27 protein-coding genes and 1 other annotated feature are annotated in these 24,017 nt (G+C 37.6%); of the genes, 10 read left to right on the top strand and 17 right to left on the bottom strand.

Annotated elements, in window-relative coordinates; translation table 11 throughout:
• Window positions 1-138: 138 nt before the first annotated feature.
• The 5 genes from sapS to IGK27_RS03270 all read right to left on the bottom strand — a co-directional run bounded on the left by sapS (window position 139) and on the right by IGK27_RS03270 (window position 4,206).
• Window positions 139-1,164 carry a two-component system sensor histidine kinase SapS gene (gene sapS / locus IGK27_RS03290; RefSeq protein WP_002361370.1) on the bottom strand — a complete coding sequence of 342 codons (1,026 nt, stop codon included), beginning with the start codon at window positions 1,162-1,164 and terminating at the stop codon, window positions 139-141.
• Between the two features lie 13 nt (window positions 1,165-1,177).
• Window positions 1,178-1,852 carry a two-component system response regulator SapR gene (gene sapR, locus IGK27_RS03285; RefSeq protein ID WP_002358841.1) on the bottom strand — a complete coding sequence of 225 codons (675 nt, stop codon included), beginning with the start codon at window positions 1,850-1,852 and terminating at the stop codon, window positions 1,178-1,180.
• Window positions 1,853-1,940: 88 nt separating this feature from the next.
• Window positions 1,941-2,165: a hypothetical protein gene (locus tag IGK27_RS03280; protein WP_002355808.1), complete on the bottom strand. Its 225-nt coding sequence runs from the start codon at window positions 2,163-2,165 to the stop codon at window positions 1,941-1,943.
• 273 nt (window positions 2,166-2,438) lie between these two features.
• Window positions 2,439-3,311: a VOC family protein gene (locus tag IGK27_RS03275; RefSeq protein ID WP_033626372.1), complete on the bottom strand. Its 873-nt coding sequence runs from the start codon at window positions 3,309-3,311 to the stop codon at window positions 2,439-2,441.
• Between the two features lie 64 nt (window positions 3,312-3,375).
• Window positions 3,376-4,206 (bottom strand): LysR family transcriptional regulator, encoded by an 831-nt coding sequence (locus IGK27_RS03270; protein ID WP_033626378.1) that lies wholly within the window; start codon window positions 4,204-4,206, stop codon window positions 3,376-3,378.
• Window positions 4,207-4,318: 112 nt separating this feature from the next.
• Here IGK27_RS03270 and IGK27_RS03265 point away from each other — a divergent pair, with 112 nt between their 5' ends.
• Both IGK27_RS03265 and IGK27_RS03260 read left to right on the top strand, forming a co-directional pair.
• Window positions 4,319-5,347, top strand: a complete 1,029-nt coding sequence (locus IGK27_RS03265) for a YeiH family protein (protein ID WP_002355805.1) — start codon at window positions 4,319-4,321, stop codon at window positions 5,345-5,347.
• 229 nt (window positions 5,348-5,576) lie between these two features.
• On the top strand, window positions 5,577-6,752 hold the full coding sequence (locus tag IGK27_RS03260) for a SulP family inorganic anion transporter (protein ID WP_002409048.1): 1,176 nt from the start codon (window positions 5,577-5,579) through the stop codon (window positions 6,750-6,752).
• A 2-nt stretch (window positions 6,753-6,754) separates the two neighbouring features.
• On the opposite strand, the gene IGK27_RS03255 is transcribed toward IGK27_RS03260, so the two are convergent.
• The 3 genes from IGK27_RS03255 to IGK27_RS03245 all read right to left on the bottom strand — a co-directional run bounded on the left by IGK27_RS03255 (window position 6,755) and on the right by IGK27_RS03245 (window position 8,221).
• Window positions 6,755-7,282: a GrpB family protein gene (locus IGK27_RS03255; protein WP_002394324.1), complete on the bottom strand. Its 528-nt coding sequence runs from the start codon at window positions 7,280-7,282 to the stop codon at window positions 6,755-6,757.
• A 17-nt stretch (window positions 7,283-7,299) separates the two neighbouring features.
• Window positions 7,300-7,794, bottom strand: a complete 495-nt coding sequence (locus IGK27_RS03250; RefSeq protein ID WP_002370719.1) for a GNAT family N-acetyltransferase — start codon at window positions 7,792-7,794, stop codon at window positions 7,300-7,302.
• Window positions 7,795-7,861: 67 nt separating this feature from the next.
• On the bottom strand, window positions 7,862-8,221 hold the full coding sequence (locus IGK27_RS03245; RefSeq protein ID WP_002358829.1) for a DUF1304 domain-containing protein: 360 nt from the start codon (window positions 8,219-8,221) through the stop codon (window positions 7,862-7,864).
• Between the two features lie 67 nt (window positions 8,222-8,288).
• Between IGK27_RS03245 and IGK27_RS03240 the strand changes: the two genes are divergently transcribed.
• Window positions 8,289-8,669 carry an MmcQ/YjbR family DNA-binding protein gene (locus tag IGK27_RS03240; RefSeq protein ID WP_002386182.1) on the top strand — a complete coding sequence of 127 codons (381 nt, stop codon included), beginning with the start codon at window positions 8,289-8,291 and terminating at the stop codon, window positions 8,667-8,669.
• 46 nt (window positions 8,670-8,715) lie between these two features.
• On the opposite strand, the gene rplT is transcribed toward IGK27_RS03240, so the two are convergent.
• From rplT to opp1B, 8 genes are all read right to left on the bottom strand, one after another.
• The gene (gene rplT / locus IGK27_RS03235; RefSeq protein ID WP_002355799.1) at window positions 8,716-9,075 is read right to left on the bottom strand and encodes a 50S ribosomal protein L20; all 360 of its coding nucleotides are present in this window, start codon (window positions 9,073-9,075) and stop codon (window positions 8,716-8,718) included.
• A 60-nt stretch (window positions 9,076-9,135) separates the two neighbouring features.
• On the bottom strand, window positions 9,136-9,336 hold the full coding sequence (gene rpmI, locus IGK27_RS03230) for a 50S ribosomal protein L35 (protein WP_002355798.1): 201 nt from the start codon (window positions 9,334-9,336) through the stop codon (window positions 9,136-9,138).
• 113 nt (window positions 9,337-9,449) lie between these two features.
• On the bottom strand, window positions 9,450-9,971 hold the full coding sequence (infC, locus tag IGK27_RS03225; protein ID WP_002355797.1) for a translation initiation factor IF-3: 522 nt from the start codon (window positions 9,969-9,971) through the stop codon (window positions 9,450-9,452).
• Between the two features lie 54 nt (window positions 9,972-10,025).
• Window positions 10,026-10,157, bottom strand: a sequence feature (ribosomal protein L20 leader region).
• Between the two features lie 212 nt (window positions 10,158-10,369).
• A complete protein-coding gene (locus IGK27_RS03220) occupies window positions 10,370-11,440 on the bottom strand; it encodes an RNA-guided endonuclease TnpB family protein (RefSeq protein WP_033596027.1) in 1,071 nt (356 codons plus the stop codon).
• A 40-nt stretch (window positions 11,441-11,480) separates the two neighbouring features.
• A complete protein-coding gene (opp1F, locus tag IGK27_RS03215) occupies window positions 11,481-12,437 on the bottom strand; it encodes an oligopeptide ABC transporter ATP-binding protein Opp1F (protein WP_002361357.1) in 957 nt (318 codons plus the stop codon).
• Window positions 12,437-13,495, bottom strand: coding sequence for an oligopeptide ABC transporter ATP-binding protein Opp1D (gene opp1D / locus IGK27_RS03210; RefSeq protein ID WP_002355794.1), 1,059 nt, complete (start codon window positions 13,493-13,495; stop codon window positions 12,437-12,439). Before opp1D ends, opp1F begins: the two co-directional genes overlap by 1 nt.
• Window positions 13,496-13,504: 9 nt before the next feature.
• Window positions 13,505-14,557 (bottom strand): oligopeptide ABC transporter permease Opp1C, encoded by a 1,053-nt coding sequence (gene opp1C, locus IGK27_RS03205; RefSeq protein ID WP_002355787.1) that lies wholly within the window; start codon window positions 14,555-14,557, stop codon window positions 13,505-13,507.
• Entirely contained in the window at window positions 14,557-15,498 is a 942-nt protein-coding gene (opp1B, locus tag IGK27_RS03200) for an oligopeptide ABC transporter permease Opp1B (protein ID WP_002381304.1), read from the bottom strand. The genes opp1C and opp1B overlap by 1 nt, the downstream gene beginning before the upstream one ends.
• A gap of 90 nt (window positions 15,499-15,588) precedes the next feature.
• Here opp1B and IGK27_RS03195 point away from each other — a divergent pair, with 90 nt between their 5' ends.
• Entirely contained in the window at window positions 15,589-15,939 is a 351-nt protein-coding gene (locus tag IGK27_RS03195; protein WP_002355784.1) for a DUF3899 domain-containing protein, read from the top strand.
• A 78-nt stretch (window positions 15,940-16,017) separates the two neighbouring features.
• On the opposite strand, the gene opp1A is transcribed toward IGK27_RS03195, so the two are convergent.
• The gene (gene opp1A / locus IGK27_RS03190) at window positions 16,018-17,688 is read right to left on the bottom strand and encodes an oligopeptide ABC transporter substrate-binding protein Opp1A (protein ID WP_002381303.1); all 1,671 of its coding nucleotides are present in this window, start codon (window positions 17,686-17,688) and stop codon (window positions 16,018-16,020) included.
• 243 nt (window positions 17,689-17,931) lie between these two features.
• Here opp1A and IGK27_RS03185 point away from each other — a divergent pair, with 243 nt between their 5' ends.
• From IGK27_RS03185 to fni, 6 genes are all read left to right on the top strand, one after another.
• Window positions 17,932-19,005 carry an FUSC family protein gene (locus IGK27_RS03185; protein WP_033626498.1) on the top strand — a complete coding sequence of 358 codons (1,074 nt, stop codon included), beginning with the start codon at window positions 17,932-17,934 and terminating at the stop codon, window positions 19,003-19,005.
• The gene (locus IGK27_RS03180) at window positions 19,002-19,637 is read left to right on the top strand and encodes a pentapeptide repeat-containing protein (RefSeq protein ID WP_002355781.1); all 636 of its coding nucleotides are present in this window, start codon (window positions 19,002-19,004) and stop codon (window positions 19,635-19,637) included. Before IGK27_RS03185 ends, IGK27_RS03180 begins: the two co-directional genes overlap by 4 nt.
• Window positions 19,638-19,906: 269 nt before the next feature.
• Window positions 19,907-20,851: a mevalonate kinase gene (gene mvk / locus IGK27_RS03175; RefSeq protein ID WP_002355780.1), complete on the top strand. Its 945-nt coding sequence runs from the start codon at window positions 19,907-19,909 to the stop codon at window positions 20,849-20,851.
• Window positions 20,851-21,846, top strand: coding sequence for a diphosphomevalonate decarboxylase (gene mvaD, locus IGK27_RS03170; protein ID WP_002355778.1), 996 nt, complete (start codon window positions 20,851-20,853; stop codon window positions 21,844-21,846). Before mvk ends, mvaD begins: the two co-directional genes overlap by 1 nt.
• 2 nt (window positions 21,847-21,848) lie before the next feature.
• Window positions 21,849-22,955 (top strand): phosphomevalonate kinase, encoded by a 1,107-nt coding sequence (locus IGK27_RS03165; RefSeq protein ID WP_002364717.1) that lies wholly within the window; start codon window positions 21,849-21,851, stop codon window positions 22,953-22,955.
• Window positions 22,939-23,982: a type 2 isopentenyl-diphosphate Delta-isomerase gene (fni, locus tag IGK27_RS03160; protein WP_033626499.1), complete on the top strand. Its 1,044-nt coding sequence runs from the start codon at window positions 22,939-22,941 to the stop codon at window positions 23,980-23,982. Before IGK27_RS03165 ends, fni begins: the two co-directional genes overlap by 17 nt.
• Window positions 23,983-24,017 lie beyond the last annotated feature (35 nt).

The following is a 24,017-nucleotide window of genomic DNA, read 5'->3' as shown; positions in this document are numbered from 1 at the left end:
CTAACAAATTTATTTCATTTCATTCTAACAATAAAAACGTTTTCTAAACAACTAAGAAGAGTAAGAGAAGTTAGCAAGAAAGTTTTAATAAATAAAAAAAGGCCTATCACCTCTTTAATTTGCTGATAGACCTACTTTTTATTTTACTTCATTATAATAACTGAGGGAAGGGAAAAACAATGTCATCGTCGTACCTTGCCCTTCTGTCGATTCGACTGTTAAATCATGACCTAACTTTTTCGCTAAGCTATGGGCCAAATACAGGCCAAGACCAGTCGAATGCTGTTCGCTTTTTCGCCCGTTTTCACCAGTAAATCCTTTATCGAAAATGCGTCGTTGATCTTGTGTCGGAATGCCAATCCCAGAATCTTTTAAAGATAAATAAATACCTTGTTTATTTTTGGAAATTAGGACCGTAATCGTGCCGCCTTCTGGCGTATACTTGACTGCATTACTTAATAATTGGCGGAAAATAAAAATGACCCATTTTCGGTCGGTTAAAACCGCTTCATCTTCCCCTTCAATTGAGAATTGCAATCTTTTTTGGATAAAATAATTTGCTTGCGTACGAACAACAGATTGCACAATTTCTTTTAAAGAATATTCTTGAAGTAAATAATCTCGAGAAAAGCTGTCCAGTCTAGCATAATATAGGACTTGCTCGACATATTCATCAATTTTACCTAACTCATTTTCCAATAGATAATATTTTTTCTCTGGAATATCATCTTCGACAGATTGTACCAGTAACGTGATAGCCGCTAGGGGGACTTTGATTTCATGAACCCAAGAGTCAATGTAATCTTTTTGGTCCTGTTGGTTGTTAATTGCTTGCTGCATGGTTTGTTGGTGCTCTTGCAATAAACCGTTAATATACGTTTGGACAAGTAGTTCTTCTTCTTTTTCTGCTGTATTCAAATATTCTTGTAAAGAAGGCGGCTCTTTTTCCGTTGCCAACGAAAGCCACCACTTACGTTTTAAATAATAATCAATTGTTAAAAATAGCGATAAAAAAACACTTTGCAGTAAAAAGATATAGCCAACCACTGTCCAATCTAAGCGGACATTAGGAGCCAACCATAAAATAAAACAAGTTAAGAACAGAAAAAATAACCAACCAATTAGTAATAACCAGCGATCTTTTAAATACTTTAGAATGGTCATTGTCTACTCCTATCTAGGGCACCATATAACCGACGCCCACTTTGGTTTCAATATAGCCAGCAATCCCTGCTTGCTCAATTTTTTTTCGTAAACGATTGATATTTACCGTCAACGTATTGTCATCCACAAAACGTTCATCGTCCCATAAAGCGCGCAATAGTTTTTCACGTGTTAAAATTTTTCCGTGCTTTTTCATTAAAAGATACAGTAATCGGTATTCATTTTTACTTAAATCGATCATTTCACCTCTGATTTCCATTCGTCCATTGTCCACATTTAAAGTAATGCCATTATGTGAAAGCACTTCACTATCCGTATCGGAATAGTTATAAGAGCGGCGCAACAAAGCATTGATTTTAGCAATTAAAACATCTATCTGGAACGGTTTTGTGACAAAATCATCCGCGCCCATGTTCATCGCCATAATCATATCCATATTGGTACTACGACTCGAAATAAAAATAATTGGTACTTTAGAAACTTCACGAATTTTTTGACACCAATAGTACCCGTCGTACACAGGTAAATTAATATCCATCAAGACTAATTGAGGATTCTCCTCTTGAAAATCATCCAATACATCATTAAAATCGGTTGTTCCAATCGTTTCAAATTGCCATTTTTGTAATTCCTCGCTAATTAATTCTCGAATGGTTGTTTCATCTTCGACAATCATGATTTTAGCCATGCAATCCCACCTCTTTTATTTCTAAATTTTCATCTTTCTTATCCTAACAAACTTCATTCTTTTTGGATATAGGACTTTATGATGATTTTTACACTATTTCAAAAATAGGCGCTAATAATTCCCATTCTGATAACATGATGAATTTACCAACGAAAGCAAAAATACCATCTAATAATAACACAGACATATTAATTCCTAATACAATAGAAGCTTTTTCGACAATTGGCATGGACTTTTTATTTTTCAAAATAAGATATAAAACAAAGTTTGTTCCATAAGTAAAAACTGTTAACAACACAATTAACTCAATCATTTTACCACTTCCTATTTTGGACTTTTCATTTTTCCTTCAATAATTGCTACTCTTAATTATAGCATAATCTTATAAAAAAATCGGCAGAGTCCTAACCCTTAAGATAAACAACAAAATAGAAGTAGCCTCTTTGGAACTCGCAAGAATCGAGCCTTTTTTAAGAGTTGAAGGTCTTGATCCTTAAAAGACAAGCCCTTCAACTCTAGTATGTTCCATGTATTGGAATTGATACCAACGTAACGAAGTGTAGTCGATCAGACAACCTCAGTTTTTCTAATGATTATATTTGTCATACACTTCTTTTAACTGGTTTAAATCTATTTTTTTCATTTGGTACAATTTTTTGGTCACTTCATTTGCTCTAGCTGGATTTGAGTCAGATAAATAACGTTTCAGTTCAGGATTGCCTGTTTGCCAACTGACCCCAAATTGATCTTCCATCCAGCCACACGGCCATTCTTTCCCTTTAGCAGTCACTTGTTGCCATAGCCGATCTATTTCCTCCTGATTTTCACAATCAATATAAATGGAGAAGGCCATGGTAAAATCAAAATCATGTTTATCTCGTGCATCCATTACTCGAAACGGTTGCTCCTGTAATGTGAAAAGTGCTTGCGCAATGTTCCCATCTTCATATTCAACTTGTTCAATTATTTCGCCTGGACCGAAAATCGCCAACCATTCTGATAGAGCTTTGGCTGCTTCGCCATATTTTTCATTAGCAAACATAAAGGTTGGTACAATTGTTTGTTCTTTTCCTGAAAAAGACACTTGCCAAGAGACACCAAATTTGTCCACTAACCAACCATATAAAGGACTAAAAGGATATTCCCCAAAAGGCATCAATATCTGTCCATCTGTTGTTAAATTTTTCCACAACGTTTCTGTTTGTGATAATGTTTTACATTCAACAAAAAATGAACTAGCTGGCGTAAAGGAAAATTCTGGTCCGCCATTTAAACCAATGATTGTTTGGTTCGCCAAGGTAAATTCAATGGTCATTAATGATGTTCCTTGAGGTTGATGCTCCTCATTAACGTAGTTCGTTTTACTTAGAATCGCACCTTTTTCAAAGATTGTTGTATAGAAGTTAGCAGCTTCTTCCGCTCGTGTGTCAAACCATAAACAAGGTGAAAATTTAGGCATTGTGGTTCCCTCCTTCGTTTTCTTTAGTGTAGTCAAAGATTGATAAATAAACAAAGAGAACGTTTTAGTATTTATTCATTTCCGTCTGATAGAATCGATAAATTGCTTGTTTTACTTCTTGAAGCAAGGAGGATTTTAAATGTCCCCGTGTCAAAAAATAAAAGGAACGCCAGTACTTTTCACCTAACGTTTGGAAAGGAATTTTTTCAGTAATCGCTTTTCTTGAAAGCAACGATTGCCCCATGCCCAATTCCAACATTTTAACAATCATTTCATTATTTTTAACCGTCATGAGTGTTGGGCTTTGATTACTTTCTTCTAAATACTGTTGGGTATAATGAAAGACCCCAGAATCCTTTTCACGCACCAACCAATTCTGATTGGCAGGGTCCCCAGCTAAAACCAATTGATCCTGAATAATTTCTTCACGAGAGGCGCCTTTCGTAATTAATGTTTTTTCGATAAAGCCAAAATCAACTTGATGTTTTTCAACTTTTTCCACTACTTCTTCTGAATTGTTCATTTCTAAAACAAAATTGATTGTTGCATACTGTGTCTGTAAATGCTGCATCAGTTGCGGCAAATAATAAACTGCAAAAGTATTAGACGCAGCAATTCGGCAAGTTTCTTTAGGTAATCTCGCCTGATGAAGAGCTGTTAATGTTTCTTGCCAATCATCAGCTAAATTTAGCAAACGATTATACAAGACTTCCGCTTGCCTAGTAGGGACTACATCTTGTCGACCATTTCTTAAAAACAATGAACAGCCTAATTCTTCTTCTAATTGTTTGATTTGATTAGAAACGGCTGGTTGTGAGATATATAGGCAGGTAGCTGCTTTGGAAAAGTTCATTTGCTCATACACAATTTGAAAAGTCTTTAATAATTTAAACATAGGCATCCTTTCGATAACTTTCTATTATAAATATTATTTTAACTATTTATTTCTCAAATGTAAAAAATTTCGTTATACTGGAAGTAATGAACAAGAAAGAGAGATTTTTTCAATGAAAAATTCAGAAAATGATTATATCCAATCTTTATTCCAAATTCTTCCCGGCTTGCTAACAGCTTTCCTTGTCGCCTGCCTTAGCAAGTTCCTTGCCATCTGGTTACCTAGCTTAGGCGCCGCAACGATAGCTATTTTACTAGGAATCTTTTTGGGAAATACCTTTGTTCGCGGTGCCAATTTAAATCGCGGAACCAAAGTAGCCGAAAGTAAATTACTAGAATTTTCTGTTGTTTTATTGGGAACCACCGTGACCTTTCAAACGATTGCCCAAATTGGCTTACAAGGTGTCGCATTTATTCTCATTCAAATGTCGCTGACCATTATTTTTGCCTATTTGATCGGTAAAAAACTGGCTTTTTCTGATAATATGTCTTTATTGATGGCTGGTGGTAATGCCGTTTGTGGGTCTTCTGCTATTGCTTCGATTGCTCCAGCAATTCAAGCAGACGAGGAAGAAAAAGGCCAAATTATTACTTTAGTAAACTTATTAGGAACCGTTTTAATGTTGACCTTACCCATTTTAAGTGGGATTCTCTATGGTACCAATTTGTTGGCTCGTAGCGCACTAATCGGAGGGACTTTACAATCAGTTGGTCAGGTTGTCGCCAGTGCCAATATGGTCAATGAGAACGCAGTTCAACTTGCGATGCTCTTTAAAATTATGCGGATTGTCCTACTCGTAGCAGTTGTCTATTTATTTGGACGTTTCAAGCAAAGTAAGACGGCAGAATCAGAGGCTGAGTTGGTAGAAGTCACCAAAAAAAGCAGCGCCCTACCTTGGTATGTAGTTGGCTTTTTCATTGCCTGTGTCTTTAATAGTTTGATTCATTTCCCCGTCGTGATCAGTGAGACTGCTCATTTCTTTAGTTCTTGGTTTGAAATTACTGCCTTGGCAGCAATCGGGTTACGACTCGATTTTAAAAAGTTTTTCCAAGAAGGCAAACGTTTCTTAATCTATGGTTTATCAGTAGGAACTGTTCAAGTCGTCCTAGCCATTTTGTTGTTGGCACTGTTACAGTTCTAATGAGGTCGGGACAGAAGCGTTTAACTCCGAGAAATAAGAAGGAATTTCCGAAAATTGTTCTGTAATTTTTGGAGAATTCCGGCTTATTTCCGAAGGAGTTGCTTTTGTTCCCGCCGTTTATCAGTTTTTGAGCGTGGAGCAAAAATCCAAAGTGATTTTTGTCCCACGCTCATTTCAGCTTATTCATGCTATTATGAATAAGGTTTTATTAACTTAAAGGAGTTTTTCGATGTTATTTAGTATTAAAAAAAGCGAATGGTTAGGCAATGAACGAAATGATCTCTTTGCCGGTCTCGTTTCTTCTGTCGCCATTTTACCAGAAGTAATCGGGTTTGCGATTATTGCTGGTGTTCACCCGCTTTCTGCAGTGTTTGCTTCAGCTGTTACTTTACTTGTGATTACTTTTACGGGCGGCCGTCCGGCAATGGTTTCGGCGTCTGCTGGCTCAATGGCCTTAGTCCTTGCAGGCTTAATTCAAGCACATGGTTTGTCATACATGCTTGCTGCGACTATTTTAACAGGCTTTCTACAATTTATTTTAGGTTATTTAGGTATCCACAAATTGATGCGCTTTATTCCCAAGACAGTGATGTACGGATTCGTCAATGCGTTAGCCATTTTAATTTTCATGGCGCAAGTACAACAATTGCCTCATCAAACACTGTGGTCCTACGGCATGATTATCTGTAGTATCTTACTTATTTATCTATTACCTAAGTTTATTACAATTGTGCCTCCTGCTTTAATTGTTATTTTATTCATGACTATCCTGTCCTATTTTTTAAAAGGTCATTTACAAACGGTAGGTGATCTTGGTGAAATGAGCCAGTTTCATCCAGCAATCCGTTGGCCTAATGTACCCGTCAACTTAGAAACGTTGTGGATTATTTTACCTAGTTCTGTTGCCTTAGCAATGGTCGGGTTAATTGAATCTTTATTGACGATCCCCATTGTGGACAAAATGACAACGAGCCAAAGTGATAGCCAACGAGAAGTTAAGGCGCAAGGATTCGCTAATATAATTACCGGCTTTTTTGGTGGCCAAGCTGGCTGTGCGATGATCGGGCAAGCGGTCATTAATGTTAAATCAGGGGGACGAAAACGGCTTTCTACTTTGATTTCAGGTATTACCCTCCTTCTATTCATTTTTGTTTTTAAATCCGTGATGGTAGCCATTCCTACAGCTGCATTGATTGGGATCATGATGACAGTGGCAGTCGACACCTTTGATTGGGAAAGTTTACAGCTTTTCCGAACTTTTGAAATTACTGAAATTGTTATTTTACTCGTGACAGTGGGTGTGATCGTCTATACGCATAATTTAGCGATTGGAATTATTCTAGGTGTTCTTTTAAGTGGTCTTCTTTATCATTTTTTCAAAAAAGAACCAAAAAAAAGTTGCTAGCTTTAGCAACTTTTTTTATTTTCCCAATATTTCTTCAACGCTTCTTTTTCTATTTTCTTAATGAACGCATCTTTGCCATCCATATATTTATCAATGCTATCGGGGTGTGCTTGGGCCAATTGCTTTTTTAATGTACCATAGGTTGTAGCAATTGACGGATTTTCTCGTAAATAATTTCGAAAAGCAAGATGGCGCAAAATTTCTTGCGTATTGTCAAACTGATAAATATGCACATGATGTGTTCTTTTTATCGGGCCTTTTCGTAAATAACGACGTCCTGATAGCCCAAATTCCCCCATATATTCATAACCAATTCTTTCAAATTCCCCTTGTAACAGGTCTACTTTTTCAATTTCTTCAACAATGATCAAAAAATCAATAATTGGTTTGGCTGCTAAATTAGGCACAGATGTGCTACCGATATGTTCAACTTTAAGACAATTTTCCTTTAGAATCTGTTTCAACGCTTGGGCTTCTTCTTCAAACTGTTCCACCCAGGCTGGTTGGTATTCTGTAACGATTACTCGCATGGCTTCTCCCTTCTTTTCTATATCCGTTTCATATGTAAAATAGGAAACGGATTTCCTTGAGGATCTTCCTTTGATTCACCAATTACTTGAAACCCTTGAGATTGATAGAACTTCACTGCCCCTTCATTTTGTTTATTAGCATCAACAAAGATAATTGATTCTTGCTCTATTAACTTTTTGATAATTTCTCCACCATAGCCTTTACGAAAATAGACTGGGTCAATAAATAACATTTCCAACGTTTGTTGATTTGTTCCACTAAAGCCCACACATTTCTGTTCTTCATTTAACCACATACTTAATTGAACTTGTTGAAAATAATCAGGTAAAACCACTTCGATTTTATCAATATCTGCCTGACTCAAAAACAAATGGGTAGCTTCTACTGAAGAACGCCATAGAGAAATTAATTGAGGATAATCGGTTTTTTTTACTTCTTTTTGGTTCAGCATTTTTAATTCCTCCCTATCTAATAAACAAAGTATACCACATTTTGTCTCTCTCAATTCCATAAAAAATAGTCAAATCAACCGTGTTTTTTCTGTCGATTTGACTGTCTCTCTCTATTAACTCTGATGGCTAAACGAGTAAACTAATCAAAGCCACGATAGCTAAACCGCCTTGTGTTAAAATGATTTTTTTATCACTAGTTAAGCTACCGTACGCCGCCACTAAAATAATATAAATCAATAAAAATTTTGTCATCTCCATCGTTGCTTGCGCAAAATAGACACTATAAATAAGTCCTGCACCGATTAGTCCATTATAGATTCCTTGATTTTTAAACAATGTAGTCACTGATTTTCTTTGTAACTCTTGCTTATCCATTTTAAAAACACGGCTTGTTGTCTCAGATGTTGGTACAATCGTTTCTAAATACATAATGTAGAAAAATTCTACAGCCACCAAGGTTACTAAAATTGTTGAAATTAATGTCATCTGCTCCCTCCTCCCATTCCTTTGAACGAAGTAATTTTATGTAATTTTTGCTATGATGTAAATAGATATGCCTAGCCTTAACGAAAGGAAGAAACCTATGACTTTTCAAGAAACTATTAGCGCCTATATCCAAGAACGTTATCAGATAACGCCCGATTTTCCTTTTAAAAAACACCCAGACTATCTCGTCTTTCGTCATCCTAGAAATGCAAAATGGTTTGCTTTAATTATGCCACTGGATGCACAACTGCTCGGCGCTACCGAGAATAAGCAGCTCACTATTTTAACCGTTAAATTTGCGCCTGAATTGATTGCCTTATTAAAGAACCAACCTGGCTATTTTCCTGCCTATCATATGAATAAAGAGCATTGGTTAAGTCTTTCTGAAGAAATTCCGCTCTCACAAGTTTTTTCATTTATAGATGAAAGTTACCAACGGAGTTATTAAAAAAAACACCCTACTCAAGGAGTAGGGTGTGAAAGATTGTTTAAGCTTATTTGCTTAAAGCGTCTTTTGCTTGTTCAGCTAACGCTGTAAATGCTGCTGCATCGTTAACGGCTAAGTCAGCTAACATTTTGCGGTTGATATCAATCTCTGCCAATTTCAAACCGTGCATTAATTTAGAATAGCTTAAGCCATTCATGCGAGCTGCCGCGTTGATACGTGCAATCCATAATTTACGGAAGTCACGTTTCTTTTGACGACGGTCTCTGAATGCATAGTAATAAGAGTTCATTACTTGTTCTTTTGCTGATTTAAATAAAGTATGTTTTGATCCGTAGTAGCCTTTCGCTAACTTAAGGACTTTTTTACGACGTTTACGGGTTACTGTTCCACCTTTAACACGTGCCATGTTGAATTCCTCCTAATATCTTGTTTCTCTTGACGGTAATCTAAAAGTCACCGAGTTGTTTTATTTCATTCTTGCTAATTGTTGGCGGATACGTTTGTAATCGCCTTTTGCAACCATGCTTGCTTTACGCAATTGACGGCGTTGTTTTTTAGTTTTACCGTGGAAACGGTGAGATGTAAAGGCACGGCCACGTTTTAAGCCGCCTCCACCAGTACGTTTTACACGTTTTGCTAATCCGCGGTGTGTTTTTTGTTTTGGCATGACTAATTTTCCTCCTCAAAATCTTTGCTTCAAGTGAAAGACTCTAACAGTCACAACTGTCGAATATCCTTCTTGTAGAAATTACCAAAAGTCCGAATGCTCGGTCTCTTCGTTTACTTGTCGTTTTTCGGTGCCAGCGTTAGAAACATGCTGCGTCCGTCCATTTTCGCTTTTTGTTCCACTGTGGCGATGTCCGCAGTTTCTTCAGCTAAGCGATCAAGAACTTTCTGACCAATCTCTTTATGGGTAATGGCACGGCCTTTGAAACGGATAGAAGCTTTCACTTTGTCTCCTTTTTCTAAGAACTTACGCGCATTACGAAGTTTTGTATTGAAGTCATTTACGTCAATTGTTGGACTTAAACGAACTTCTTTGACGTTGATCACTTTTTGTTTCTTGCGAGCTTCACGCTCTTTCTTTTGTTGTTCGAAACGGAATTTTCCATAATCCATAATTCGCGCAACTGGTGGTTTCGCTCCTGGCGCTACAAGTACTAAATCCAAGTTTGCAGATTCAGCGATTTGTAATGCTTCTGCTTTGGTTTTTACACCTAATTGTTCACCATCTTGTCCGATCAAACGTAACTCGCGTGCACGAATGCCGTCGTTAACCATCATATCCTTTGCTATGGTCATTCACCTCCAAAATTTTTAAGAGAAAATCCTAACGGAAGTCTGCTTTGTTTGCTAAATGCAATAAAAAAACAGGTTCCTATCCAGAACCCGCCAACAGTCTGCCTTACTTAAAAAAATAAGGAATACTTTATCTAGCCCAGCGATATACTCAACTAAGGCGAGAAGCGGGTGCTTCTGCTTTCATTTCTCAACTTCACTAGTTTACCTTAGTTTATCCTAGTTGTCAATATATTTCCTCAAAAAAAACGAATCTAGCACTAGATTCGTTTGAATTCGTATTTTGATCATTAATAATTAGTGGACTGTCTCAATGTGACTTCCTAGAAACAAATGGTTCAACACATGGTGTACATTTTCTATCCCCTAGGCGATCCCTGTAGTCCCTACAGTTCTTCTATTTATAAGGTTTCTCGTTTAGACAAGCCACGTTCTAAGATTTTTTGGCTTCTAAGATACTCTGAATTTTCTGTACTTTCAGAAAAAGACAACTCTGTTTCTATCTCCTCTGACTCAATACAAATGAGTTCTTTGCCATACCATTGTGCTTTATACAACAGTTTAGCTAAAAATAAAGACCAAGCCAGTTCAGAACGATCATGTTTTGGTGGCCGCTCACTACTGTGATGGGCTTTTTCAATACAAATAACATCGTAACTTGAAACCAATTCCGTTGTAATTTTGTTTAAAATATCCGTTCGTTGGTTGGCTATTTTTTCGCGAATTTTTGCGACTTTTATTTTTTGTTTTTGATAATTTTTTGCTTGCGAAAGATCGACACCTTTTTCTAAAGCAATCATTTTACGCTTGTTTAATTTTCGTTCTTCTTGACGTAGTTTTTGCTTTAAATGCTTTGAACAATAGCTTTTTTCGAAGCTTTCACCATTCGAAAGCAGCGCAAATTTTTCCCTACTGCTACAAATTCCCACCATTTTTTGTTGCTTTGTTTTCGTTTCAATCGGCGCTTCACACAAAATGGAAACATAATAATTGTGACTCGCACTCATAGAAATAGTTACAGATTTTATCTCCCCCAGCGGTTGGCGGTGTACCTTCATTTTAATTAAAGATTTCAATTTAGGTACTTTCAAATAACGATTATCCAAAATTTTGACCGTGCCATGTTGATTGTTCGTAGTGTAGGAATGCACCGTTTCTTTCTTTTTCTTTTTTGGAAAGCCCATCCCTTTTTCCCGATAAAAATTTTTAAAGGCTCGATCCAAATAAACTTGTGCATTTGCCAAGGCTAAACTATCAACTTCTCTGAGGACAGGGTATTGTTTCTTATATTTAGCTGGCGTTGGCATTTTAAACGTTTGTTGAGGATTTTTTCGCATCTCTTTGTAGATATCAATCCGGTCTTGTAACATTAGATTATACACCAAGCGAACACAAGAAAATGTTTTTTGAATAAACTCTTCTTGTTTTGAGGTTGGATAAAGTCTGTATTTATAAGCTTTCAGAGCCTTCATCTCATAACCACCCTACCAAGATAGTTAGAAAAGAAGCTGGTTATAAACCAGCTTTTCTTTTCTTCTCTTCAATTTTTTCACGGTACATTGCAACTTCGTCTTCAGCACAATAAACATAGTGTCCATTGAGAATTTCACGGAGCTCACGATCTTTCCCATCTGCCGCTGCAGGCTGGTAAACGATCCGTTTACGTGTGCGTTCATAGTCTGGATCTGGTAATGGAATCGCAGAAAGCAAACTTTCTGTATAAGGATGAACGCCAAAATTATAGACATCATCACTTGTGCCCATTTCCAATAATTTCCCACTGTGCATTACGCCAATTCGGTCACTGATATGTTTTACCATCGATAAGTCATGTGCGATAAACAAGTAAGTTAAGCCTTGTTCTTTTTGTAAATCTTGTAATAAGTTTACTACTTGGGCTTGAATCGACACATCCAAAGCCGAAATCGGCTCATCACAGATAATGAAACGTGGATTAACCGCTAAAGCACGAGCAATCCCAATCCGTTGACGTTGCCCACCAGAAAACTCATGAGGATAACGCGTACTGTGACTTGGATTTAATCCCACCGTTTTTAAAAGTTCGTTGACTTTTTCTTCCCGCTCTTTTGGTGTTTTAGCTAATCCATTGACATCGATTCCTTCAGCAATAATATCATTGACTTTCATTCTTGGATTCAATGAAGCATATGGATCTTGGAAGATCATTTGAACATCGCGACGGAATGCTTGCATGTCCGCTTTTGATTTAATTTTGCTAATGTCTTTTCCATCGAAAAGAATTTCACCAGCAGTTGGATCATATAAACGAATGACACTGCGACCAGTTGTTGATTTTCCACTTCCTGATTCGCCAACTAATCCAAAGGTTTCGCCTTCAAAAATATGAAAACTAATGTCATCAATGGCTTTTACTTCGTCTTTACGACCAACATTGAAATACTGTTTCAAACCAGTGACTTCTAATAGGACTTTTTTCTCTTCTGCCATTAATTACTACCTCCTGGATTTTTTTGACGCTCTGCATAAATTGCCCAACGACGAACAATCTCTGCTGGAGGCGTAACTTTTGGTGCTTGTGGTGCTAATAACCACGTTGCTGCTTTGTGGGTTGGTGATACTTCAAAATAAGGTGGTTCTTTTTCTGTATCAATTTTTAAAGCAAACTCATTCCGTGGATAGAAGGCATCTCCAGTTGGTGGATCTAATAAATCTGGAGGTGAACCTGGAATCGCATAAAGTTTGTCTTCTGTTCCTTCCATCGTTGGCATTGACCCTAAAAGTCCCCAAGTATATGGATGTTGTGGATTATAGAAAATTTCTTCTGCTGTTCCCACTTCAACCAGACGTCCACCGTACATGACAGCGACACGGTCAGCCACGTTTGCTACTACCCCTAAATCATGGGTAATGAAAATAATCGAAGTGCTAATTTTTTCTTGTAAATCTTTTAATAACTCTAAAATTTGTGCTTGGATGGTTACATCCAACGCTGTAGTTGGTTCATCTGCAATTAGAACTTCTGGATAACAAATTAAAGCAATTGCAATGACAATCCGTTGACGTTGTCCACCAGAAAATTGGTGTGGATAGTTTTTCAAACGTTTTTCAGCATTAGGAATGCCGACTAATTTTAGTAATTCTAATGCTTGCGCTAAGCCTTCTTTTTTTGAGACTTTATTATGTTTGATTAATGATTCCGCCACTTGTTTGCCAATTGGCATCGTTGGGTCTAATGAAGTCATCGGATCTTGGAAAATCATTGCGATTTCTTTACCACGAATGGCTTGCATTTGTTTTTCTGTTTTATGAACAATATCTTGCCCTTTAAACAAAATTTCCCCGTTATCAATATTGGCATTACTGCTCAACAAACGCATAATACTGCGGGTTGTAACAGATTTACCACTCCCTGATTCACCTACGATGGCTAACGTTTCACCTTTATAAAGATCAAAACTCACACCACGAATGGCGTTGACTTTACCTGCAAATGTATCAAAGGAGATTCTTAAGTCTTTAACTTCTAATACTTTTTCCATAGTCATTCACCACTCTTACTCTTTCATCTTAGGATCAAATGCGTCACGTAAACCATCAGCTAACAAGTTGAAACAAATCATGATAACTGAAAGTGTTGCCGCTGGAATCCACATTAAATATGGAAGGAAACGGAAAGTTTTGTATCCTTCGTTTAACAAGGTTCCTAAAGATGCGGTTGGTGGACGTAAGCCTAACCCAATAAAACTTAGGAACGCTTCAAAGAAAATTGCCGATGGGATACTGAACATCATTTGGACAATAATGACACTTGAGATATTCGGTAAAATATGTTTAATAGCAATTTTCCAACGAGATTCGCCCAATGTTTCTGCTGCCATGACAAACTCTTGGTCTTTTAGTTTCATGGTCTGGGCTCGCACAATCCTGGCCATTGATATCCAGTTTGTAATAACCATGGCTAAAACAATCGAAACAATCCCTGGATCAAAGACTGTTAGCATCAAGATCATAACAACTAAGTTAGGAATACCAGAAAGAACTTCTAAAATACGTTGCATCACTGTATCGACACGACCGCCGACTAACCCGGAAATCAGTCCATACGTTACCCCAATCGTAATATCTAGAATTGCCGCGATAAACGCAATTAATAAGGAAATACGTGTTCCCATAAATAAACGACTTAGGACATCACGACCTAAACCATCTGTTCCTAGATAAAAGTTTACGTTATCTGGAACGTTTGCTTGTGCATATTTATCAACTAATTGACCAGCAACTGTTGTTTTACCATTTAAACCATTCACGCTTTCCAAGCCAGGAATTCGTGGTGGTAAGTTAATGTAAGAAACATTTTGTTTCGTTGGGTTATGTGGTGAAACCCAAATGGTAATAATAGAGATAAAGATAATAACTGCTAAGAAACTCATTGAGATAACTGCAGCTTTATTCTTTTTCAAACGACGCCACGAGTCTTGTAAGAAACTTAAAGACGGTGTGGCAATACGCTCTCTTTCTTTTAGAGTTGAAGTGTTTAGAGGCTGAAACTCATCTGCCGGAATATCTTTAATCGCTTGTGGTAGATTATTTTTATTGACTGTTTCCATTAGCCTTTTGCACCTCCTGATACGCGAATTCTTGGATCAATTAAACCATAAAGTAAGTCAACAATCAGAATTACAACAACTAACATTGTTGAATACAAAATAGTTACTGCCATAATTGTTGGATAGTCGTTTGTCATAATTGATTTTACAAACTGTTCCCCAATTCCAGGGATGGCAAAAATATTTTCTACTACTAAAGAACCTGTCATTAAACCAACGGCTAAAGGTCCTAATAAGGTAATCAATGGAATTAAACTGTTTCTTAACCCGTGGCGGAATGCAACTTGCCAGCGACTCAAGCCTTTTGCTTTGGCTAATTCGACATAATCACTATGCAAGACCTCTACCATCTCGGTTCGAATAAACCTAGCCGAATCGGCCATTGGACTCATTGCCAAGGCAATAGTTGGCAAGATTGTGTAGGCAAAACCATTCCACATAGCAATTGGTAAGATTCTTAATTTCATTGCAAAAATGTATTGTAATAATACCGCGAAAACAAAGTTTGGAATAGAACGACCTAAAATGGCTAACAATGTTGCCAACGTATCTACCCAAGTATTTTGACGCATCGCTGCGATAATCCCCAATAAAATACCGACTAACGTACCAAAGATAATCGCTTGTCCACCCAGTTGAAGGGATGGTCCAATTCGACCAGCTAATAACTTAGCAACAGGTTGGTTTTTAAATTGGAATGAAATACCAAAGTCTCCCGTTACCAGGTTCTTTAAGTAAATTCCGTATTGAACAATCACTGGTTTATCTAAGCCAGATTGTTTATTCAACATAGCGATTGTTTCTGGACTAAGTTTTTCTTGGTTGGTATAAGGCGTACCTGGTAATAATTGCATTAAGAAAAACGTAATCGTTGCGATTAACCACAAAGTGATAATCATGAAAAAGATCCGTTTAAGAAAATATTTTCCAAAACTATTCAATAATGACACCTCCGAGATTTTTTTGACTTCCTCAGTTATTTTCGTTAAAGTAATGACTAGATAGACCACAATAATAGATAGGGTGAACACATGAAAACTTTTAAATGGCCAATTATTACAGCCGTTATTTCCAGTATCGGCATTTTTCTTTACTTATTAATAAGTAAAGAACCTATCACTACCTCCTCATTATCAGATACCTTCTTTATCGTTTCGCTTTTCTTTTTAATTATCGGCATTGCTTTATGGATTATGTCCTCTGGCTTTTTCGATAACTTTCAGCGCTCAATGAAAAACGCGTTTCGTTTTAAAAAGAAAAATGAACCGAAAGAGTTTATCCCGCTTTCAGTCATTGGCGATGCACATCGCTCTTTCTGGCTAAAAACTGGGGGCATCTTACTGATTCTGTCTTTAGGCTTTCTACTATTTTACTTGGTCTAAGACAAGATAGCAAGAGGACCGTTGCCTTTTATTCCATGGCAAAGGTCCTTTTTTGTTTGCTATCGATCTTTTGTCAGGTTATTCTGAAATGTATGCCCATTTGTAGTCATACGTTGCGCCAGCAGGATGAACTGCGACATCTTTGACTTTTTCAGCACGTAAATGCGCTTCTGATTTTTGGAATAATGGTACCACACCCATGTCTCCCATAATCGTTTTCTCTGCATTTAACATATCATCCCAACGTTTTTCAGGATCTGTCGCATCTGCACTACTTGCAGCTTTCACGAACTTGTCAAACTCTGGATTGTTATAACGTCCACGGTTATATGAGTTATCTGAAGCAAATAAGTCTAAGAAACTACTTGGATCAGCATAGTCAGCACTCCAACCACCGATTACTGCATCAAAGTCGCCTTTGTTTGAACGATCTAAACGAACAGAGAATGGAACCGGACTAACCGTTACCTTCACACCATCTAAAGCATCTTGAATTGACCCTTGAACAAATTCAACTGTTTTCTTAGAAGAATCTGCATCTGAAGAAAGAATATCCATTGTTAAGGTTGAAATCCCCAATTCTTTTTTCGCTTTTTCCCAGTATTCTTTAGCTTTTTTCGTATCATATTCAATTTGACTACCTGCTTCTTTAGCAAAGTCTTTGCCGCCACTTGGGTCTTTTGCCATATCTGCTGGTACTAAACCGTTTGGCTCGATAGAACCATCCCCTAAGATTGATTCAACTAACGCTTTACGGTCGATTGAGTAAGAAATTGCTTTACGTAAGTTCGCATTTCTAAATGGTGATTTTTCATCACGTTGATTTAGTTCCATATATTGTGTTGATGCTTCTTTTTGACTAACAAAAGCTGGGTCATTGGCCATTTGTTGGGCTAATTCACCAGAAAGAACGACATCGTCTGTTTGTCCATCTTGGAACAAGTTCAACGCAGTTGGTGATTCTTTCACGACATTCACATCTACTGAGTCCAGTTTCACTGTGTCTTTATCCCAATATTGATCGTTTTTCTTGAATGACCATTTTGTATCTGTACCAGGACCATCAAAGCCGTCTAAGACGAATGGACCATTGTAGACAGCACTTTCGCTGTTTGATGCATAATTTTTACCATATTTTTCCACAATATCTTGACGTTGTGGGAAGAACGATGGGAAAGCTAATAAGTAATCAAAGTATGGTGTTGCTTTTTCTAAAGTGATTTCTAATTCTGTATCACTGACTGCTTTAATTCCTAATTCTGATTTATCTTTTTCCCCTTTAGCAATGGCATCACCATTTTTTACAGAGGCATACAGATAAGCATATTCAGAAGCTGTCGCTGGATCAACTGTTCGTTGCCATCCGTAAACATAGTCATTAGCAGTCACTGGTTTACCGTCTGACCATTTTGCATCTTTATTTAATTTAATTTTGTATGTTAGTCCATCTTCAGAAACTTCTGCTTTTTCCGCTGCACCTGCAGGTTGGACTTTGTTATCTTTGTCTAAACGATAAATTCCTTCATATACATTATTTAATGCAATAAAACTAATTCTGTCTGTTGCTAGTGATAAATCAGCTGTTGGCATTTCTTGTTGTTCTGTGACACGTAAAACTTGTTCGCCACTTGCCTTACCGCCACCAGACGCGCTTGAGCTATCTGACGTTCCGCCGCCTCCACAAGCCGCTAAAGTTGTTACGCTAAATAATGTAATCACACCGAATGTTAATGACTTTTTCAATTTCATAGTGTTGCCTCCTAAAATAATACAATCTGTATTTTCTGAAAAATCAGAATTTAATAATTATTTATTGCTATGGAATATATCTTACATTTTTCATATTAAAATTGCAAGTCAAAATGTTAACTTTTTTTAATTTTTCTTCTCTTCCTATCAGAAATCACTCTTTTTCTTCCTGTCTTTTATTGCAATTCTTTTGTCAGTTTTCTAAACATTATGGTAAATTAGGAAGTAAAGGAGTGACAAAATATGAAGAATTCTACGTTTTTAAAGGATTTGTTTGCTATTGATAAAGCAAATGACGAATTATTTCGGTTAGTTGGTGTCGCAATTTGTATGGCAATTCCATTATTAATTGGTTATTTTTCCAATAATTTACTCATTGGGACCTTTGGCTCGATGGGCATTTATACGTTTATTTATTATCAGCCGCTTCCTTTGCCCCAATTATTGCGCAGACTGAATATTGTTGGCTTTTTTATTGTTCTGGGCAACAGCTTAGGAATGCTAAGTCACCATGTACCTTGGTTGATTCCCATTACAATTGCCATCGTCGCTTTTCTTGCACGCTTACTTTTTAGATTGTATGGCATTGAGAAGCCTGGTGCTTTGTTAGTTATCATGTCAACCGCAATGGGAACAAGCAACAATTTTCCTTTACATAAGATTCCCATCATGGCCAGTTTTGTTCTTTTAGGAGTAGTGACCGGCATTATCATGGGCATTGTGCTTCATTTCATCGACAAGCGCCCCTACGTTTTTCAAAAACGGATCTCTCTTCAAGAACGACTTTATATCGATCCCGCTTCTTTATTAGATGCTTTGCATTATGCGGCCATTTTATTTTTAGCGGCTTATTTAAGCCAATCGCTTCATTTAGTCAACGCCTATTGGATGACGTTTACTTGCGCAGCCATTTTACAAGGGGAAAATTTACATTCTGTGATGCAGCGAAATGTTCAACGGATTCTAGGTACGAGTCTTGGTTTGTTGCTTTCTGCAATTTTATTAATGATTCCCTTTACACCTTTACAAACAATCGGTATCATTAGTATTCTGTATGCAGCTTTTGAAGGATTCATTAACAGAAACTATGCGATTGCCAGCTTTTTTATTACCCCGATGTCCTTATTATTATCAAATCTTGCACGACAGCAAGTCATTAGTAATCTTTTAAACTATCGATTAGTCGGGATTGTGTTAGGTAGTTTACTTGGTTTTGCCGGCGCTTATGTTTTCACAACTGCGCTACGTTTCTATAATCGGGCCTACTCAATTGATGAAACCTTTGAAAATCAACAAGAAGAAAGAGGCGTTTTATGAAAATAACTTATCCCTTGCCACCAAATTTGCCAGAACAACTTCCTCTATTAACGAACTGTCAATTAGAAGATGAGGCAATCTTAGAAAATCATTTGTATCAGCAGATTGATTTACCGAATCAAGAAGTTCGTAACTTAGTCTTTCGGGATGCTGTTTTCGATCATCTTTCATTAGCAAATGGCCAGTTTGCTTCTTTTGATTGTAGTAATGTGCGTTTTGAAGCTTGCGATTTTTCTAACGTCGAATGGCTGTCTGGCAGTTTTCATCGAGTGACTTTCCTTCGTTGCAATTTGACAGGAACGAATTTTGCAGATAGCTATTTAAAAGATTGTCTATTTGAGGATTGCAAAGCCGATTATGCTTCTTTTCGTTTTGCAAATTTTAATCTTGTTCACTTTAATCAGACACGTTTAGTCGAAAGTGAATTTTTCGAGGTCACCTGGAAGAAACTCCTGCTAGAAGCTTGCGATTTAACCGAAAGTAATTGGCTAAATACTTCTTTAAAAGGATTGGATTTTTCCCAAAACACCTTTGAACGCTTGACTTTCTCACCAAACTATTTATCAGGTCTTAAAGTCACCCCTGAACAAGCCATTTATTTGGCAAGTGCCCTTGGTTTGGTGATTACCTAAGAAAATTTTAAAAAAATAGCCGAATAACTGGTTCTGTCGGTTCTTTCTTATTAAATTGTTATTAATTTTTTGGAAAAACCAACGGAACCATTTTACTTGTGCCTTATTTTTAGGTAAACTATCTTAGGTTAAGCAATCTCTTTTTTTGGAACAAGAGAAACTTTTGGAATCATTTCCTATAAATCATGAAGAGATTATGACAAACGTTCTTCTAATCCAAGAACGTCTTTTGTCCTATACTCGATTCTACTCAAAAGGAATGTCAGTGAATGAATATAAAAAAACAAGGCCTCGGTCAAGCGACGGGAAAAATTATTTTAATGGGGGAACACGCCGTTGTTTACGGCGAACCAGCAATCGCCTTTCCTTTTCAAGCGACAGAAATCACAGCCGTCTTTACCCCAGCAAAAACTATGCAGATTGATTGTGCATATTTTACAGGATTGCTTGAAGACGTGCCCCAAGAGCTAGCAAATATCAAGGAAGTTGTTCAGCAAACCTTACATTTTTTAAAGGAAGATACGTTTAAAGGCACTTTGACCTTAACAAGTACGATTCCCGCTGAACGAGGAATGGGCTCAAGCGCAGCAACCGCTGTGGCCATCGTTCGAAGCCTTTTTGATTATTTTGATTACGCTTATACATATCAAGAATTGTTTGAGCTTGTTTCCTTAAGTGAGAAAATTGCTCATGGCAATCCTAGTGGTATCGATGCCGCAGCAACAAGCGGCGCTGATCCCTTATTTTTTACTAGAGGATTTCCGCCCACACATTTCTCGATGAATTTATCTAATGCCTACTTAGTAGTAGCTGATACGGGAATTAAAGGTCAAACACGTGAAGCAGTGAAAGACATTGCGCAGCTAGCTCAAAATAATCCCACAGCAATCGCTGAAACAATGAAACAATTAGGTTCTTTTACTAAAGAAGCAAAGCAGGCGATTTTACAAGATGATAAACAAAAATTAGGTCAGCTAATGACGTTAGCGCAAGAGCAACTCCAGCAATTAACCGTCAGCAACGATATGCTGGATCGACTAGTGGCTCTCTCTCTAGAACATGGCGCTCTAGGAGCAAAATTAACCGGCGGCGGTCGCGGTGGCTGTATGATTGCCTTAACAGATAATAAAAAGACCGCACAAACCATTGCACAGACTTTAGAAGAAAATGGAGCTGTTGCTACATGGATTCAATCATTAGAGGTGAAAAAGTAATGCTTTCAGGAAAAGCACGAGCGCATACAAATATTGCTCTGATTAAATATTGGGGAAAAGCCAATGAAGAATACATTTTACCAATGAATAGTAGTTTATCATTAACATTAGATGCCTTTTACACAGAAACAACTGTGACATTTGATGCCCATTATTCAGAAGATGTATTTATTTTAGATGGTATCTTGCAAAACGAAAAACAAACAAAAAAAGTCAAAGAATTTTTGAACCTTGTTCGTCAACAAGCCGATTGTACTTGGTTTGCAAAAGTGGAAAGTCAAAATTTTGTGCCTACTGCAGCCGGTTTGGCTTCTTCAGCGAGTGGTCTAGCTGCTTTAGCTGGGGCCTGTAACGTAGCCTTAGGATTAAATCTTTCAGCAAAAGACTTATCACGTTTAGCGCGACGTGGTTCAGGTTCTGCTTGTCGTAGTATTTTTGGTGGTTTTGCTCAATGGAACAAAGGCCACTCTGATGAAACGTCGTTTGCTGAAAATATTCCAGCTAATAATTGGGAAAACGAATTGGCCATGCTCTTTATCTTAATTAATGATGGCGAAAAAGATGTTTCCAGCCGTGATGGAATGAAACGAACAGTAGAAACTTCTAGCTTCTATCAAGGTTGGTTGGACAATGTGGAAAAAGATTTATCCCAAGTTCATGAAGCAATTAAAACAAAAGACTTCCCTCGTTTAGGAGAAATCATTGAAGCCAATGGGTTAAGGATGCATGGAACAACCTTAGGTGCTGTCCCTCCATTTACTTACTGGTCCCCAGGCAGTTTACAAGCGATGGCTTTAGTTCGCCAAGCACGGGCCAAAGGAATTCCTTGCTACTTTACAATGGATGCAGGTCCGAATGTCAAGGTCTTAGTCGAAAAGAAAAACTTAGAAGCATTAAAAACATTTTTAAGTGAACATTTTTCAAAAGAGCAGTTAGTCCCAGCTTTTGCTGGTCCCGGAATTGAATTGTTTGAAACGAAAGGAATGGATAAATAAGCATGATTGAAGTTACTACGCCAGGAAAGTTATTTATTGCAGGAGAATATGCCGTTGTTGAACCTGGCCACCCTGCCATTATCGTTGCTGTGGATCAATTCGTAACTGTAACTGTCGAAGAAACAACAGATGAAGGCAGTATTCAATCTGCACAATACAGCTCTTTACCTATTCGTTGGACACGCCGAAATGGTGAGCTCGTATTAGATATTCGCGAAAATCCTTTTCATTATGTTCTAGCGGCGATTCATCTAACTGAAAAATATGCGCAAGAGCAAAACAAAGAATTGTCATTTTATCATTTAAAAGTGACGAGTGAATTAGATAGTTCAAATGGACGAAAATATGGTCTTGGTTCAAGCGGTGCAGTAACCGTTGGAACTGTCAAAGCCTTGAATATTTTTTATGACTTAGGTTTGGAAAATGAGGAAATTTTCAAATTATCAGCATTAGCTCACTTAGCCGTTCAAGGAAATGGTTCTTGCGGAGATATCGCCGCCAGCTGTTACGGGGGCTGGATTGCCTTTTCAACCTTCGATCATGATTGGGTCAATCAAAAAGTAACCACTGAAACATTAACTGATTTGTTAGCAATGGACTGGCCTGAATTAATGATTTTTCCGTTAAAAGTACCGAAACAACTACGTTTACTAATTGGTTGGACAGGTAGTCCTGCGTCCACTTCAGACTTAGTTGATCGAGTTCATCAATCAAAAGAAGAAAAACAAGCGGCTTATGAGCAGTTCTTAATGAAAAGTCGGCTTTGTGTCGAAACAATGATTAATGGCTTTAACACAGGAAAAATTTCTGTTATCCAAAAACAAATTACTAAAAATCGCCAATTGCTCGCCGAATTATCTTCACTGACTGGTGTGGTAATCGAAACAGAAGCCTTGAAAAATCTTTGTGATTTGGCTGAATCTTATACAGGAGCTGCGAAATCTTCTGGCGCTGGCGGGGGCGATTGTGGGATTGTAATTTTCCGCCAAAAATCTGGGATTTTACCATTAATGACTGCTTGGGAAAAAGACGGAATTACCCCACTGCCACTTCACGTCTATACCTATGGTCAAAAGGAGTGTAAGGAGAAGCATGAATCGAAAAGATGAACATCTATCATTAGCTAAAGCGTTCCACAAAGAAAAAAGTAATGACTTTGATCGTGTGCGTTTTGTTCACCAATCGTTTGCTGAATCCGCTGTTAACGAAGTGGATATTTCCACTTCGTTTCTTTCTTTTCAGCTTCCCCAACCTTTTTATGTCAATGCAATGACAGGTGGTAGCCAGCGTGCAAAAGAAATTAATCAGCAATTAGGCATTATTGCCAAAGAAACTGGCCTTTTAGTTGCGACAGGATCTGTTTCGGCAGCGTTAAAAGATGCTAGTTTAGCGGATACGTATCAAATTATGCGAAAAGAAAACCCAGATGGACTCATTTTTGCCAATATTGGTGCAGGCTTGGGTGCGGAAGAAGCAAAGCGAGCGCTTGATTTATTTCAAGCGAATGCCTTACAAATCCATGTAAATGTGCCCCAAGAATTGGTCATGCCTGAAGGAGATCGTGATTTCACTAATTGGCTAACCAAAATTGAAGCTATCGTACAGGCCGTAGAAGTGCCTGTCATTGTCAAAGAGGTTGGCTTTGGCATGAGCCAAGAAACCTTAGAAAAACTCACCTCTATCGGCGTTCAAGCAGCGGATGTGAGCGGCCAAGGCGGAACGAGTTTTACACAAATTGAAAATGCCCGGCGGAAGAAACGCGAACTTTCTTTCTTAGATGATTGGGGGCAATCAACGGTCATCTCTCTTCTGGAATCACAAAATTGGCAAAAGAAACTAACTATTCTCGGTTCTGGCGGTGTGCGTAACTCTCTTGATATTGTCAAAGGACTCGCTTTAGGTGCCAAAAGCATGGGAGTTGCTGGGACTATCTTAGCTTCCCTTATGAGTAAAAATGGTTTAGAAAATACCTTAGCCCTTGTACAGCAATGGCAAGAAGAAGTGAAAATGCTTTATACTCTTTTAGGAAAAAAGACGACAGAAGAATTGACTAGTACCGCACTTATCCTCGATCCAGTTTTAGTTAATTGGTGTCATAACCGTGGTATCGACAGCACTGTTTTCGCAAAACGTTAAAGAGACCAGAACATTAATGTTCTGGTCTCTTTATT

The organism is Enterococcus sp. DIV0236, from assembly GCF_050558525.1.
Lineage (GTDB): Bacteria > Bacillota > Bacilli > Lactobacillales > Enterococcaceae > Enterococcus > Enterococcus faecalis.
The sequence above is the reverse complement of the archived record's forward strand: the minus strand, read 5'-3'. Positions and strand labels throughout refer to the sequence as shown.

Excerpts from the sequence above, each read along its gene's own strand:
- sapS (WP_002361370.1), bottom strand. The coding sequence starts at position 1,164 with ATGACCATTCTAAAGTATTTAAAAGATCGCTGGTTATTACTAATTGGT.
- sapR (WP_002358841.1), bottom strand. The coding sequence starts at position 1,852 with ATGGCTAAAATCATGATTGTCGAAGATGAAACAACCATTCGAGAATTA.
- IGK27_RS03280 (WP_002355808.1), bottom strand. The coding sequence starts at position 2,165 with ATGATTGAGTTAATTGTGTTGTTAACAGTTTTTACTTATGGAACAAAC.
- IGK27_RS03275 (WP_033626372.1), bottom strand. The coding sequence starts at position 3,311 with ATGCCTAAATTTTCACCTTGTTTATGGTTTGACACACGAGCGGAAGAA.
- IGK27_RS03270 (WP_033626378.1), bottom strand. The coding sequence starts at position 4,206 with ATGTTTAAATTATTAAAGACTTTTCAAATTGTGTATGAGCAAATGAAC.
- IGK27_RS03265 (WP_002355805.1), top strand. The coding sequence starts at position 4,319 with ATGAAAAATTCAGAAAATGATTATATCCAATCTTTATTCCAAATTCTT.
- IGK27_RS03260 (WP_002409048.1), top strand. The coding sequence starts at position 5,577 with ATGTTATTTAGTATTAAAAAAAGCGAATGGTTAGGCAATGAACGAAAT.
- IGK27_RS03255 (WP_002394324.1), bottom strand. The coding sequence starts at position 7,282 with ATGCGAGTAATCGTTACAGAATACCAACCAGCCTGGGTGGAACAGTTT.
- IGK27_RS03250 (WP_002370719.1), bottom strand. The coding sequence starts at position 7,794 with ATGGAATTGAGAGAGACAAAATGTGGTATACTTTGTTTATTAGATAGG.
- IGK27_RS03245 (WP_002358829.1), bottom strand. The coding sequence starts at position 8,221 with ATGACATTAATTTCAACAATTTTAGTAACCTTGGTGGCTGTAGAATTT.
- IGK27_RS03240 (WP_002386182.1), top strand. The coding sequence starts at position 8,289 with ATGCCTAGCCTTAACGAAAGGAAGAAACCTATGACTTTTCAAGAAACT.
- rplT (WP_002355799.1), bottom strand. The coding sequence starts at position 9,075 with ATGGCACGTGTTAAAGGTGGAACAGTAACCCGTAAACGTCGTAAAAAA.
- rpmI (WP_002355798.1), bottom strand. The coding sequence starts at position 9,336 with ATGCCAAAACAAAAAACACACCGCGGATTAGCAAAACGTGTAAAACGT.
- infC (WP_002355797.1), bottom strand. The coding sequence starts at position 9,971 with ATGACCATAGCAAAGGATATGATGGTTAACGACGGCATTCGTGCACGC.
- IGK27_RS03220 (WP_033596027.1), bottom strand. The coding sequence starts at position 11,440 with ATGAAGGCTCTGAAAGCTTATAAATACAGACTTTATCCAACCTCAAAA.
- opp1F (WP_002361357.1), bottom strand. The coding sequence starts at position 12,437 with ATGGCAGAAGAGAAAAAAGTCCTATTAGAAGTCACTGGTTTGAAACAG.
- opp1D (WP_002355794.1), bottom strand. The coding sequence starts at position 13,495 with ATGACTATGGAAAAAGTATTAGAAGTTAAAGACTTAAGAATCTCCTTT.
- opp1C (WP_002355787.1), bottom strand. The coding sequence starts at position 14,557 with ATGGAAACAGTCAATAAAAATAATCTACCACAAGCGATTAAAGATATT.
- IGK27_RS03195 (WP_002355784.1), top strand. The coding sequence starts at position 15,589 with ATGAAAACTTTTAAATGGCCAATTATTACAGCCGTTATTTCCAGTATC.
- opp1A (WP_002381303.1), bottom strand. The coding sequence starts at position 17,688 with ATGAAATTGAAAAAGTCATTAACATTCGGTGTGATTACATTATTTAGC.
- IGK27_RS03185 (WP_033626498.1), top strand. The coding sequence starts at position 17,932 with ATGAAGAATTCTACGTTTTTAAAGGATTTGTTTGCTATTGATAAAGCA.
- IGK27_RS03180 (WP_002355781.1), top strand. The coding sequence starts at position 19,002 with ATGAAAATAACTTATCCCTTGCCACCAAATTTGCCAGAACAACTTCCT.
- mvk (WP_002355780.1), top strand. The coding sequence starts at position 19,907 with ATGAATATAAAAAAACAAGGCCTCGGTCAAGCGACGGGAAAAATTATT.
- mvaD (WP_002355778.1), top strand. The coding sequence starts at position 20,851 with ATGCTTTCAGGAAAAGCACGAGCGCATACAAATATTGCTCTGATTAAA.
- IGK27_RS03165 (WP_002364717.1), top strand. The coding sequence starts at position 21,849 with ATGATTGAAGTTACTACGCCAGGAAAGTTATTTATTGCAGGAGAATAT.
- fni (WP_033626499.1), top strand. The coding sequence starts at position 22,939 with ATGAATCGAAAAGATGAACATCTATCATTAGCTAAAGCGTTCCACAAA.